16 protein-coding genes are annotated in these 11,582 nt (G+C 57.6%); 8 read left to right on the forward strand and 8 right to left on the reverse strand.

The window, feature by feature from the left end; all coding sequences use genetic code 11:
- Positions 1–39 precede the first annotated feature (39 nt).
- Both ACJU26_RS15580 and ACJU26_RS15585 read right to left on the reverse strand, forming a co-directional pair.
- Positions 40–495, reverse strand: coding sequence for an Hsp20/alpha crystallin family protein (locus tag ACJU26_RS15580; RefSeq protein WP_414040511.1), 456 nt, complete (start codon positions 493–495; stop codon positions 40–42).
- 109 nt (positions 496–604) lie between these two features.
- Positions 605–1,516 carry a lysophospholipid acyltransferase family protein gene (locus tag ACJU26_RS15585; protein ID WP_414040512.1) on the reverse strand — a complete coding sequence of 304 codons (912 nt, stop codon included), beginning with the start codon at positions 1,514–1,516 and terminating at the stop codon, positions 605–607.
- Positions 1,517–1,631: 115 nt separating this feature from the next.
- On the opposite strand from ACJU26_RS15585, the gene nadD reads away from it, so the two are divergent.
- From nadD to rng, 7 genes are read left to right on the forward strand one after another with little or no spacing between them, the layout of a single operon-like run.
- Positions 1,632–2,288, forward strand: a complete 657-nt coding sequence (nadD, locus tag ACJU26_RS15590) for a nicotinate-nucleotide adenylyltransferase (RefSeq protein ID WP_414040513.1) — start codon at positions 1,632–1,634, stop codon at positions 2,286–2,288.
- A 22-nt stretch (positions 2,289–2,310) separates the two neighbouring features.
- Positions 2,311–2,667, forward strand: a complete 357-nt coding sequence (gene rsfS, locus ACJU26_RS15595; RefSeq protein WP_414040514.1) for a ribosome silencing factor — start codon at positions 2,311–2,313, stop codon at positions 2,665–2,667.
- A 6-nt stretch (positions 2,668–2,673) separates the two neighbouring features.
- Positions 2,674–3,147 carry a 23S rRNA (pseudouridine(1915)-N(3))-methyltransferase RlmH gene (gene rlmH, locus ACJU26_RS15600; RefSeq protein WP_414040515.1) on the forward strand — a complete coding sequence of 158 codons (474 nt, stop codon included), beginning with the start codon at positions 2,674–2,676 and terminating at the stop codon, positions 3,145–3,147.
- 7 nt (positions 3,148–3,154) lie between these two features.
- Positions 3,155–3,595, forward strand: a complete 441-nt coding sequence (locus ACJU26_RS15605; protein WP_414040516.1) for a hypothetical protein — start codon at positions 3,155–3,157, stop codon at positions 3,593–3,595.
- Complete coding sequence (locus ACJU26_RS15610) at positions 3,595–4,497, forward strand: hypothetical protein (RefSeq protein WP_414040517.1); 903 nt, start codon at positions 3,595–3,597, stop codon at positions 4,495–4,497. The genes ACJU26_RS15605 and ACJU26_RS15610 overlap by 1 nt, the downstream gene beginning before the upstream one ends.
- Entirely contained in the window at positions 4,494–5,093 is a 600-nt protein-coding gene (locus ACJU26_RS15615) for a Maf family protein (RefSeq protein ID WP_414040518.1), read from the forward strand. Before ACJU26_RS15610 ends, ACJU26_RS15615 begins: the two co-directional genes overlap by 4 nt.
- On the forward strand, positions 5,090–6,580 hold the full coding sequence (rng, locus tag ACJU26_RS15620; protein ID WP_414040519.1) for a ribonuclease G: 1,491 nt from the start codon (positions 5,090–5,092) through the stop codon (positions 6,578–6,580). Before ACJU26_RS15615 ends, rng begins: the two co-directional genes overlap by 4 nt.
- Before the next feature lie 9 nt (positions 6,581–6,589).
- Here the strand turns inward: rng and ACJU26_RS15625 are convergent, their stop codons facing one another.
- Genes ACJU26_RS15625 through thiD form a run of 5 tightly spaced genes read right to left on the reverse strand, consistent with a single transcriptional unit; the run spans position 6,590 to position 10,077 of the window.
- The gene (locus ACJU26_RS15625) at positions 6,590–6,868 is read right to left on the reverse strand and encodes a ComEA family DNA-binding protein (RefSeq protein WP_414040520.1); all 279 of its coding nucleotides are present in this window, start codon (positions 6,866–6,868) and stop codon (positions 6,590–6,592) included.
- Between the two features lie 9 nt (positions 6,869–6,877).
- On the reverse strand, positions 6,878–7,273 hold the full coding sequence (locus ACJU26_RS15630) for an HIT family protein (protein WP_414040521.1): 396 nt from the start codon (positions 7,271–7,273) through the stop codon (positions 6,878–6,880).
- Positions 7,270–8,562, reverse strand: coding sequence for a glutamate-1-semialdehyde 2,1-aminomutase (gene hemL / locus ACJU26_RS15635; protein WP_414041997.1), 1,293 nt, complete (start codon positions 8,560–8,562; stop codon positions 7,270–7,272). The genes ACJU26_RS15630 and hemL overlap by 4 nt, the downstream gene beginning before the upstream one ends.
- A 2-nt stretch (positions 8,563–8,564) precedes the next feature.
- Positions 8,565–9,239, reverse strand: coding sequence for a thiamine phosphate synthase (gene thiE, locus ACJU26_RS15640; protein WP_414040522.1), 675 nt, complete (start codon positions 9,237–9,239; stop codon positions 8,565–8,567).
- A complete protein-coding gene (gene thiD, locus ACJU26_RS15645) occupies positions 9,226–10,077 on the reverse strand; it encodes a bifunctional hydroxymethylpyrimidine kinase/phosphomethylpyrimidine kinase (RefSeq protein ID WP_414040523.1) in 852 nt (283 codons plus the stop codon). Before thiD ends, thiE begins: the two co-directional genes overlap by 14 nt.
- A 27-nt stretch (positions 10,078–10,104) precedes the next feature.
- On the opposite strand from thiD, the gene ACJU26_RS15650 reads away from it, so the two are divergent.
- Entirely contained in the window at positions 10,105–10,410 is a 306-nt protein-coding gene (locus tag ACJU26_RS15650; protein ID WP_414040524.1) for a hypothetical protein, read from the forward strand.
- A gap of 98 nt (positions 10,411–10,508) precedes the next feature.
- Here ACJU26_RS15650 and ACJU26_RS15655 read toward each other — a convergent pair whose 3' ends face one another.
- A complete protein-coding gene (locus ACJU26_RS15655) occupies positions 10,509–11,333 on the reverse strand; it encodes an SDR family oxidoreductase (RefSeq protein ID WP_414040525.1) in 825 nt (274 codons plus the stop codon).
- Between the last annotated feature and the right edge of the window lie 249 nt (positions 11,334–11,582).

Below are 11,582 nucleotides of genomic sequence, written 5' to 3' on the forward strand. Positions count from 1 at the left end.
AGGCACCGACCCACTTATGCAAGACGGATTCTGATGGCTTTATTCCACGCTGATTTTCCGTCTTTTTGCCGATTCCGCCTTGGGTAATACCAGTTCCAGAACCCCTTCCTTATAAGACGCCTTGCTTTGGCTGGCATCAACCTCTACGGGCAACTGCACGGTGCGTGAAAACTCTCCATAACGGCGTTCACGATAAATATATTTGCCCTCTTCTTCAGTCTTGTTCTCTTCCTTGCTGCCGCTGATGTACACCTGGTTACCATGCACCTGCACATCCAGCTTGTCCTTATCCATACCCGGGACTTCCGCGCGGATCACAATTTCGTTATCCCGATCCAGAACGTCAATATGGGCAATACTTCCTCTTCCCACCGCTCCCTGGCTTCCGATATTTACCGGACGAAAAACGCCAGGCAACAAAGAATCAAAAAACTGCTCTACGGGATCTACAGAACGCATCGCCGGGGTGGTGGACTTCACATTTTCTTCAACCATGGGTATCTCCTTGTTTCAGTCAGGGTGATCTGCTCACCATGCCATAGTTAGTGGGGATCCCAACAAATATTTTCAAGACCTGGCAGCAAATAGTTTTCAGATACTCCGTTCAATAGGGATAATCCCAACCTTCCGGCTGATCCTTGAAACGACGGTGGACCCACCAGTATTGTTCAGGGGCCTTGCGGATAGCGCTTTCCAGCACCACATTCATGGCCGTTGCATCGGCTACCGCCTCATCTGTCGGAAAGTTTTCCGGCATGGGCACAAATTCCAGACGAAAACCTTGTCCCCCTGGCAGCCGATAGGCAAAAAGACCAAACACCGGACTCTGCCGGCGCTGGGCCAGCCGTCCCAGCAAGGGGGTGGTACAGGCAGGCCGCCCGAAAAATGGCGCATAGTCACCTTCCCGGGGATCCACATTCTGGTCCGGCAAAATTCCCACCACCTGTTGGCGCCGCAAGGTCTGCAAGAGGGGGCGGATGCCCTCTTCCTTGGCCGTCAGGCGCGCACCGCTGCGCCCTCGGCCAGCCGCCATCAATTGATTCAGCACAGGATTACGGGTTTCCATATAGAGTACCGTCACCGGCCAGCGCTGGCCAATGAATTGAACCGCCGCCTCCCAGGCCCCCAAGTGGGCCGTAAACAGGATCACCCCACGGCCTTGGGCCAGGGCGGCATCTACGGCCTCGACTCCGACCACTTCGCGAATCAGGCCCAAGGCACGGGGCAAGGGCCAGAACCATAAGGGGCCAAGCTCCAGGGCGGCCTGACCCAGGGATCGAAAATGCTGCTGCAGCAGCATCTGACGCTGCGCGGCGGATAATTCTGGAAAAGCAATGGCCAGATTAGCGGCGACCACCCTCCGAGGACGGGCCAGGATCAGCCTGGCCGTATCGCCCAGCACAGCACCAGAAAATGCCCGCCATGGGGCCGGCAATAAGGCGGCTCCGCGCAACATTCCGATGATCAACCACACCTGCACCCGCTGTCCGAAACTACCCTTGACTGAATTCCCCACCTGAATCCCTGATCGCTTATACAACAGTCCCCATCATAGCCGCTGGGCAGGCTTTTTGTCTGCTGGCTTTCCCCGCTGACTTCCCCCTGCCTTTGCCCTTCGCTATATTCAGCCCATGAACATGAGCAGAGGCAATGATCTGGTGATTTTGGGAGGGACTTTCGATCCCATCCACTACGGGCATCTGCGTGCCGTTGAGGAAGTGCGCCAGGCCCTCAACATCGCCGAGGTCATGCTGATCCCCGCCGGACATCCTCCCCATCGTAAGAGCCCCTGGGCCGCCGCTCTCCATCGCCTGGCCATGACCCGCATTGCCGTCGCCCATCATCCCCGTTTTATGGTGAGCGACCGGGAAGTCCGCCGTGAGGGTCCGTCCTATACCGTGGATACCCTCCGCAGCCTGCGTCAGGAACGGCCCGATGCCCTGCTGGCCATGGTCATTGGCATGGATGCTTTTTTACGTTTTGACACCTGGCGGGACTGGCAGGAAATCCTGGAATTGACCCACCTGATTGTCACCGGACGACCTGGCTGGCCCGCGGCAGAGCTCCCCGAAGCCCTGCGCCAAACGCTCTATCAGCGGCGCTGCGACGATATCCACCAGCTCTGCCAACAACCTGCCGGATCCATTTTTTTTCAGACCATCACGGCCCTGGAGATTTCCGCGACCAGTATTCGCAGCCTGCTGGCCAACGGTCAAAGCCCGTGCTTTCTGTTACCCGACGAAGTATTGGATTATATTGAGCGCGAGGGGCTCTATCAAAGCCCGTAACTCGACAAAAGGACCATTGCACTTGGCAACAGCAGAAAACCTCCGCGATTTGATCGTGACCGTTCTCGATGAACACAAAGCCCTGGATATCAAAACCATCGACGTCCGCCAACAAACGGATATCACCGACTATCTGATCATTGCTTCCGGTACTTCCGACCGCCATCTCAAGGCACTGGCGGATCACGTCATGGCGCGCATGCGCGAAGAGGGGGTCCGCCCTCTGGGAAAAGAGGGCCTCAACGTAGGAGACTGGGCACTGGTGGATCTGGGCGATGTCGTGGTACACGTCATGCGCCCCGAAGTCCGTGACTTTTATCAATTGGAACGCCTCTGGGGAGAACTTCCGCAGTTGCGCGGTCAAAACGAACGCCACTGATTCCCCATGCGTCTACGCATTTTGGCTATCGGCACTAAAATGCCTGCCTGGGTGGACAGTGGCGTGGCAGAATATGCCGCAAGAATGCCGCCCCAGTGTCGGGTAGAGTGGCTGGCCTTGCCCATGGCCAAAAGGGGTAAAAGCGGCGATCCGCTGCGCTGGCGCAAAGAGGAAGGAGAGCGACTGCACAATGCCACACCCGCAGGCTCCGAAACCGTTGCCCTGGAAGTCGGGGGCAAAATGCTCAGCAGTGAGGCCTTGGCACAGCGGTTCGATGGCTGGTTTCTGGGGGGGCGCGACGTTACCTTCTGGATTGGTGGTCCAGACGGACTGGACCCCGACCTGCGCGCCGACTGGCAGTGGTCACTGTCCACCCTGACCATGGCACACCCTGTGGTGCGGGTGGTCCTGGCCGAACAGCTATACCGCGCCTGGAGCATTCAGGCCGGATTACCTTATCATCGTGGCGCAGAGGAGTAACGCTGACGTGAACCAATCATTGTGGAAAAAACCTCTAGTAATCCGGGCAGGTCTGGTCCTGACCCTGACGCTCGGACTGAGCGCCTGTGCGCAAATGGTGGAAGTCAGTCCCCAGCAAAGCAGTTCGGACGCCATTGCCGTACAGGCAGGGCGGGAAAGGATTCTGGCTCTTTCACCAGCAGTCAACGAAGCTCAGCTCGCTCCTGTCAAAAGAGCGTTGGCGGCGGCACGGTCCGCCCAGTCCCGGGGTGAATATCTCCTCGCCGAACGCGAAACGCTGTTGGCAAAAATACTACTCGACAATATCCAGACCCGCCTCAAGGCCTCTCCTGGAAGCAGTCGGCGTCAGGCCCTGCAAAGTCAGATCGCCAACCTGCAGAGCCAGATCGCTTCGACCCATCAGAAAATAGACGCCACCAAGGCACAAATCGCCAAGGAGTCTCAATAATGCGTGCTCATCCTCTGATTGCCGCCGCCCTACTGATGACCTGGCCCGTGCTGGCCAGCGCCGATGTCGCGACCACCCGGGCATTACAACAATCCCTGCAACGCCTGCATCATGCCCAGCGCAGTGGCCCGGCCATTCCTCCCAAGACCTTGTCTGGCCTGCAGGAAACCCTGCAAATGATGACTCGCGATCAAGTAGATCCCCGACTATTTCAGGTGGATAGGGCCATTTTTGACGCGCGCATGGCAGGACTACAGGAACAGCGGCAAAGTAGCTATCAGCAGACCAGCCTCCAGAAGCTTCAGGATCAGGTGCGATCCCTGACCAGACAGCACCAGGCACTGCAGAATGAATATGCCCAGTTACGTCAGCAGCTGGCCAGCAAAACCATGACGGGCGCTCAAACCCAGCATTTAGAGGCGGAAATCCAGCAGCAAAAACAGATGTTGCAGGCAGAAGAACAACACCTCGCCAATCTCGCCAAACAACCGCAAAGCGCCATTATCAGCCCTCTACCCAGCAGACCCGCCAGCAATACGGCCCTGCCGTCCTATGGCAAGGCCTTGACGGTGTATGCCCAGGTCCGGGCCGCCAGTGATGGGGTCCATGTCCGCATGCCCGCCGACAGTCTGTTTGGCAGCGACAACCGCCTGACCCCAGATGGCGAGCAACGCCTGCAGGCCATTTCCCGGATCCTCAAGCAAAGTAACGCCCGGGAAATCCTGGTGCGGGTCGCTCCTCAACCCCTTGGCGCCAATGCCGCCACCCAGCGTGCTGAAAGCATTTTGCGCAGCCTGCGCCGCAATGGGGTGCCCGATCAGTCCCTGGCCCTGGCAACGGGTTCCGGCCTGCCGGCAGGCAGTACCGAACTGCTCCTGGTGAATGCCAGTCCGACTTCGTGAGTCGCCTGATTCTGGCATCCGCCTCCCCGCGACGACTGGCCCTCCTCCAGCAACTGGGCTATGCCCCGGAGGTGCAGGTGGCGGACCTGGATGAAACGCCCCTCGCTGGTGAAGCGCCGGAAACATTGGCGCAGCGGCTGGCGCGGAGCAAAGCCCTGGCGGTGGCCGCAGTCCATCCCCACGCTCTGATTCTGGCTGCGGATACGGTAGTAGCCCTGGCCGGGCAGGCCTTTGGCAAAGCCCGGGATGCTGCCGATGCCTATGCCATGTACGAAAAGCTCGGCGGGCAGGAGCATCAGGTATTTACGGCCATCGCCCTGGTACAGGATGGTCAGGTCCATGCGCAGTTGCACAGCAGCACGGTACGACTGCGCCCTATGGCTCGCCAGGAAATGCAGGCGTACTGGGCCAGCGGCGAGCCCGCCGACAAGGCCGGAGCTTATGCCATCCAGGGACTGGGTGCCGTCTTCGTGGAAAACCTGCGGGGCTCCTTCAGTGGGGTCATGGGTTTGCCACTTTTTGAAACGGCCCAGCTCTTGTCCCGCCATGGCTTCCCTCCCCCCGCACTGGCCCCCACACTGGCAGGTTCTCTATGAGCGAAGAATTACTCATCAACGTTACGCCCCAGGAAATCCGGGCCGCCCTGGTGGATAACGGGGTACTCCAGGAACTGCAGGTAGAACGCAGCGGTCATCGCGGATTGGTCGGAAACATCTACAAAGGCGTGGTCCGCCGGGTATTACCGGGGATGCAGGCGGCCTTTGTCGATGTCGGGCTGGATCGCACCGCTTTTCTGCACGCCGCCGACATTCAGGATGACAGCGACGATCTGCAGGGTGAAACCGATATCGAAACCCGCCCCGGCCACCACGAAATCCGCAATGTATGTACCCTGCTGCATGAAGGCCAGGAAGTTCTGGTGCAAGTCATCAAGGACCCTGTCGGCAGCAAGGGCGCCCGCTTGACCACCCGCATCACCCTTCCGGGAAGATATCTGGTGTATATGCCTTTTGTCCCCCGCATAGGAGTATCCACCCGCATTGAATCGCCAGGAGAACGGTCCCGCCTCAAGGACGAACTCAAGGCCGTCATTCCCGGCGATGAAGCCGGAGGATATATCATCCGGACCCTTGCGGAAGGCGTCGAGCGTCAGGATTTTGCCGGCGACATCGATTTCCTGCAGCGCTTGTGGAGATCCATCCGCCGACAACTGGAGGACAGCACGGCACCTTGCCAGATTCACAGTGATCTCAATCTCGCCATGCGCATGATGCGGGATGTCATGTCCGACAATATCGAGCGGGTGCGCATCGACTCCCGGGAAACCTATGAGGCGGCGGTGAATTTCTGCCAGGGGGTCATTCCCGAAGTCGCCGACCGCGTGGAGCATTACAGCGGGGAAAGGCCCCTCTTTGACCTGTACAATGTGGAAGACGAAATCGAAAGAGCCCTGCAAAGCCGGGTCACCCTCAAATCCGGCGCCTATCTGATCATCGACCAGACCGAAGCGCTGACCACCGTGGATGTGAATACCGGCGGTTTTGTGGGGCGGCGCAATCAGGAAGACACCATTTTCAAGACCAACCTGGAAGCGGCCGCCGCCATCGCCCGGCAAATGCGCTTGCGCAATATTGGTGGGATGATCATCATTGATTTCATTGACATGGATAATGACGAGCACAAAAGACGGGTACAGCGCGCCCTGGAAAAAGCCATCCAGAATGATCGGACCCGTTGCAACATCACCCAGATTTCGGCTCTTGGCCTGGTGGAAATGACCCGCAAGCGCACCCGCGAAAGTCTTCGCCAGACCCTCTGCGAACCGTGTTCCTACTGTCACGGCAGGGGTTTTCTCAAGACCGCCGAAACCATCTGCTACGAAATTCTGCGGGAAATCGTCCGGGAAAGCCGAGCCTATCCCGCCGAGCGTTTCGTCGTCCTCGCTTCACAAATGGTCATGGACAAACTGCTGGACGAAGAAAGCACCAGCCTTGCCGCCCTGGAAGAGTTCATCGGCCGTCCCATCAAGGTCCAGGCGGAAGCCACCTACACCCAGGAGCAGTACGACATCATCCTGATGTGACTGACGCCCTTAATCAGAACCTTGGGTAATGATCTTTGGGCGCAGGCGGGCCACGATTTTCGGACTGAGCACAGCGCCCAGGGCGGCTGGCCCAGGAAATGGGCCGTGGGCCTCACGAAAAGCGATGATGGCCGCTGCCCGTTTTTCACCCACACCCTTCAGACAGCGCAGCTGCTCGGCACTGGCCTGATTGATATTGACCTGGGGCGGACAGTTTTTGCCCTTGCCCCAGGCCGGATTGCTGCACAACAGCAGCATCAGGACCAACAGGAGACCGTCGCGCAGCACGAGCAAGGCTCAGTCCCGTAACGCCGCCCGAATCTGGTCACCCATGGCGGCCAGATCCTGCGCCGAAGTGTCCGTGGCATGGGCAAAATTCAGATCCGGAATGGCATTCATGGGAATCAGATGCACATGGGCATGAGGCACCTCCAGACCCGCGACCATCACTCCGACTCGCTTGCAGCCCGTGACCTTTTCCAGAGCCGGAACCACTCGCTTGGCAAAAGGGAGCAGTCCCGCCAGGGTGGGGTCGTCCAGGGTAAATAGATAATCATGCTCCTTTTTGGGAATGACCAGGGTATGTCCGGGGCGCACCGGGCGGATGTCCAGAAAAGCCAGATAATGCTCGTCTTCCAGGAGTTTCTGGGCGGGGATTTCTCCTTGAATGATGCGGGTAAAGAGGGTAGTCATTGCTTCTCCTTCAACTCTGCCAGGACAATTTCTGCAGCATCCAGGGTGGCGGCGATTTCGGCATCCCCGTGGGCCGCGGAAAGAAAGCCCGCCTCATAGGCACTGGGGGCCAGGTAAACACCCCGCGCCAGCAGGCCATGAAAAAACTGCGCATAGCGCTGACTATCGGCACGCATGACGGCATCAAAGCTGCGGATGGGCTCGTCGCTGAAAAACCAGCCAAACATGCCAGGAACTTGATTGATTTGCAAAGGAATGCCGGCTGCCTGGGCACGCTCGGCGAGGCCCGCGCATAATTTTTGGGTGTGTCTGGCCAGTTGCTCGTGAAATCCTGGTGCCGTCAGCAGGCGCAGGGTCTGCAGACCTGCCGCCATGGCTACCGGATTTCCCGACAGGGTTCCCGCCTGGTACACCGGGCCATTGGGAGCCAGATATTCCATGATTTCGCGGGGACCCCCTACCGCCCCCACCGGCAAACCACCACCGATGATCTTGCCGAAGGTGGTCAAATCCGGGTGGACGCCATAAAGACTCTGGGCACCACCCAAAGCCACCCGGAAACCGGTCATGACTTCATCGAATATCAGCACACATTCGTACTGGTCACAGAGCGCTCGCAGCCCTTCCAGAAAACCCGGTTCAGGCGGGACACAACCCATATTGCCCGCGATGGGCTCGACAATGATGGCCGCAATATCAAAGCCATACTGATGCATCATGGCTTCTATGGCGGATAAATCATTATAGGGAAGCACCAGGGTGTCCTGACTGAATTCCCGGGGAATCCCGGCGCTGGAGGGCTGGCCCAGAGTCAGGGCACCCGAACCGGCTTTCACCAGCAGGCTATCGCTGTGGCCATGATAGTTCCCCTCAAACTTGATGATCTTATCGCGGCCGGTATAACCCCGTGCCAGACGAATGGCCGTCATGACCGCTTCGGTGCCGCTGGAGGTCATGCGCACGGACTCCATGCCGGGAACCAGCGAACAGACCATTTCGGCCATATCCACTTCAACGGCCGTAGGGGCGCCAAAACCCAGACCCTTGTCGACTTGGGCGTGAACCGCTGCGCGGACTTCGGGATGATTGTGCCCGAGAATCATCGGCCCCCAGGAGCCTACATAATCAATATAACGCTTGCCTTCCACATCCCAAAAACAAGCGCCTTCGGCGTGGTCCATGAATACCGGATCTCCGCCCACGCCACGAAAAGCGCGCACCGGAGAATTCACCCCCCCGGGAATACACTGCTGAGCGGCCTGAAATAAAGCATGTGAAGTCTGGGTCATCATTACTCCTTGGATATCCTTCCTGAATCATCAAACAAGGCCGCAAAGCGCCGGGCGGCCTGCTCTACCTCCCCGATCTGCTCCGGCGCAAACACCCCGGAGATAACCGCCAAAGCATCCGCACCCGCCGCAATCAGTTGGCCGCCATTATCCTCCGTAATGCCGCCGATGGCGACCAGAGGCATATTCAGCTCGGCCCGCGCCTTTTGCAAAACCTGTAAATCCACCCGCGCCGCCTGGGGTTTGCTGGGCGAGGCAAAAAAAGCGCCAAAGGCGACATAATCCGCGCCGTCCCTGATCGCCTGTCGGGCTTTGTCCAGGGAGGCATAGCAGGACACGCCAATGCACAATTGCGGGCCAAAGACCTCCCGCAAAGCCGCCACGGGGGCATCCTCCGCGCCCACATGCAGAGCGGACGCCTGCACGGCACGGGCCAGCTCCGGGTCATCATTGACCACAAACAGCGCACCGTACTGCGCGCACAATTCACGGAGGGCGCTGGCCTGATATCGTCGCCGCACAGCCTCCTTCCGGGGATCCCCTTTATCCCGATACTGGAGGATACGTGCCCCGCCGCGCAAGGCCGCTTCGGCTTTTTCCAGAAAAACCGGCTCCGGCATCCAGTGCGCATCGGTAATGACATACAGACCGGCGATGGCATGCTCACCCCTGTTCATGGGAATCATCCAGTGCTGCTTCGCGCTTGTAAAAGCGCTGGGGAAAATACTGACCGCGTCCCAGTGGATACGCCTGGCGCAAGGCTGCGTGGGTAAAGTCGAGGGCTTCTTGCACCGCCTGGCGCAGTTCTATTCCCTTGGCCAACCCTGCGGCAATGGCTGAAGCCAGGGTGCACCCCGAACCATGATAATGCTGCGGCAGCCACTGCTGATAAAAAATTTGCTGCAGGCGTTCCTGATGATACAGGCGGTTTTCCAGTTCTGGGGTATCCCCATGGCCCCCGGTGATCAGCACCCAGGGCACGCCTTGCCGATTGAGCCACACCCCCGCACTTTCCAGGTCTGAGGCTGCCGCCAGCAGCAGGGCCTCCGGAGCGTTGGGGGTGAGAATGGTGATTTTGGGCAAAAGCTTGTGAATCAGTGCCTCGCGCAAGCCGGCGAGGGCCAGGGAGCTGCCGCCTCCGGCCGCCATGACCGGGTCCAGGACCACGGGAATATCTGGATACTGCTCCAGCCAGTCCGCCAGGGCGCAGACCATTTCTGCAGATCCCAACATGCCGATCTTGATCACCCGCACCGGGATGTCGTCCAGAATGGCCTGGGCCTGTTGCAGGCATTCTGCCGGTGGCACCAGACTGAAGCGCTGCACATCGACGGAATCCTGCACCGTCAGCGCGGTAATGGCCGTGCAGCCATGCACGCCAAGGCGAGCGAAAGTTAACAAATCCGCCTGAATGCCAGCACCGGCACTGGGATCAGAGCCGCCAATACTCAGAACTACCGGGGGAATGCATGGACAACCCTCAAAACCGGCAGGAAAATTGCCTTTATTTGCCACGTAGATCCTATCCTAACGACATCATTCATGGAGGAAAACCACCTGCGGCAATTGCCGGAGTTGAGTCTAGCAGAAAAACCGGTCCATACGGGATTTATTTTCCTGCACGGGATTGCTTCGGGCGAGTCTGAGTACCATGCTCCTGAGCCTGATCCAGATGCGGTTTATGAAACCTCGACTGCAAAAGGCCTGACAAAGTCAGTCGTCTTCGCAACCCCGCAAGGAGGGTTTTCCAACGGCGTATTTTCTGTGGATAACTTTGTGGATATAAATGGCAGAACCCGGTTTTTGCTGGCTTGTTTCAGAAGCGAAATCGTCTTTATTGAATTTTGAAATATTATTTGTCATAAATATCATATAGATAAAAAACATACCGAAAGTTGGTTCAGAAAAACCCTTCCTAAGCTCCTTATTATCATTTTGTGGAAAACTTATGCTTTCGGCGGCGAGTCGGAGGAGGAGCGGACATCGTTCACCATCTGCTCCGGTTCCGTTTTTCTTGCCTTACCGGCAACCTGCACGAACAGACGATCATAAACAGCAATGGGCAGATGCCGTAAAATCATTCCGACCAGCGCCATCTGCCAAGGGATCACCAACCACGCCTGACCACGATCAATGGCTCGGCGTATTTTTCTTGCGGCTTTCTCGGGGTCCATCAACCAGGGCATGGGATACGGGTTTCCCGCCGTCATCGGCGTGGCAATATAACCCGGCGCGATGCAGCAAACCTTGGTCCCGCGTTTTTTCAATTCCAGTCTGAGACTTTCCAGATACGCCATCACGCCGGCCTTGGAAGCCGAGTAGGCGGCGGCTCCGGGCAAGCCCCGAAAGCCCGCCACGCTGGCAATACCGGCAATACGACCATCCCGCGCGAGGTAGGGGAGGAAAGCCGTGCAGGTATTATCCATCCCCAGCAGATTGGTCGTAATAATTTCGGCAAAAACCGGGCGATCTTCCCGCTCCAGTGCCAGGGTCCCATGACTGATGCCGGCATTGGCAATCACTATCGAGATTTTGCCAAACGCTTCGGAAAAATCCTGGGCTATTTGATCCAGGGCCTGGATTTGACTGACATCCACGCTTATTGCTCGCACCACCGCCCCCCGGGAGCGTGCCTGTTCTGCCGTGACTTCAAGAGGCTGCTGGCGCCGTCCCAGCAGGAGCAAGGGACGGCCTGATTCGGCATAAACCAAAGCCAGGGCCCGGCCAATACCGCTCCCCGCTCCGGTAATCACTACTGGACCCGTCATCATAAAAACTCTTCCTTTGCAAGATCAGAGAGATATCTGTTATATTCGGAAATAATACTATATAAAAAATTCATGGTGAATTACCTGTACCTGATAATATTTAAGAAAATCTACCTTTCATCATCTGTAATCCATTTAAATTTTTATTTATTGTTGTTTCATAAACAATATCATATGCTGTTTTTTTACAATTTTCACGGAGTAAATATAAATTTAAATATCTTCACGATGACAGATGCATCCTGGCAAAAC

The sequence above is a fragment of the Acidithiobacillus sp. M4-SHS-6 genome, assembly GCF_047421495.1.
Taxonomy (GTDB): domain Bacteria; phylum Pseudomonadota; class Gammaproteobacteria; order Acidithiobacillales; family Acidithiobacillaceae; genus Acidithiobacillus.

What these genes read in the sequence shown, in the direction of transcription:
- ACJU26_RS15650 (WP_414040524.1), top strand. Translation starts at nt 10,105, where the DNA reads ATGGAGGAAAACCACCTGCGGCAATTGCCGGAGTTGAGTCTAGCAGAA.
- hemL (WP_414041997.1), bottom strand. Translation starts at nt 8,562, where the DNA reads ATGACCCAGACTTCACATGCTTTATTTCAGGCCGCTCAGCAGTGTATT.
- ACJU26_RS15580 (WP_414040511.1), bottom strand. Translation starts at nt 495, where the DNA reads ATGGTTGAAGAAAATGTGAAGTCCACCACCCCGGCGATGCGTTCTGTA.
- nadD (WP_414040513.1), top strand. Translation starts at nt 1,632, where the DNA reads ATGAACATGAGCAGAGGCAATGATCTGGTGATTTTGGGAGGGACTTTC.
- thiE (WP_414040522.1), bottom strand. Translation starts at nt 9,239, where the DNA reads ATGAACAGGGGTGAGCATGCCATCGCCGGTCTGTATGTCATTACCGAT.
- ACJU26_RS15610 (WP_414040517.1), top strand. Translation starts at nt 3,595, where the DNA reads ATGCGTGCTCATCCTCTGATTGCCGCCGCCCTACTGATGACCTGGCCC.
- rlmH (WP_414040515.1), top strand. Translation starts at nt 2,674, where the DNA reads ATGCGTCTACGCATTTTGGCTATCGGCACTAAAATGCCTGCCTGGGTG.
- ACJU26_RS15655 (WP_414040525.1), bottom strand. Translation starts at nt 11,333, where the DNA reads ATGATGACGGGTCCAGTAGTGATTACCGGAGCGGGGAGCGGTATTGGC.
- rng (WP_414040519.1), top strand. Translation starts at nt 5,090, where the DNA reads ATGAGCGAAGAATTACTCATCAACGTTACGCCCCAGGAAATCCGGGCC.
- ACJU26_RS15630 (WP_414040521.1), bottom strand. Translation starts at nt 7,273, where the DNA reads ATGACTACCCTCTTTACCCGCATCATTCAAGGAGAAATCCCCGCCCAG.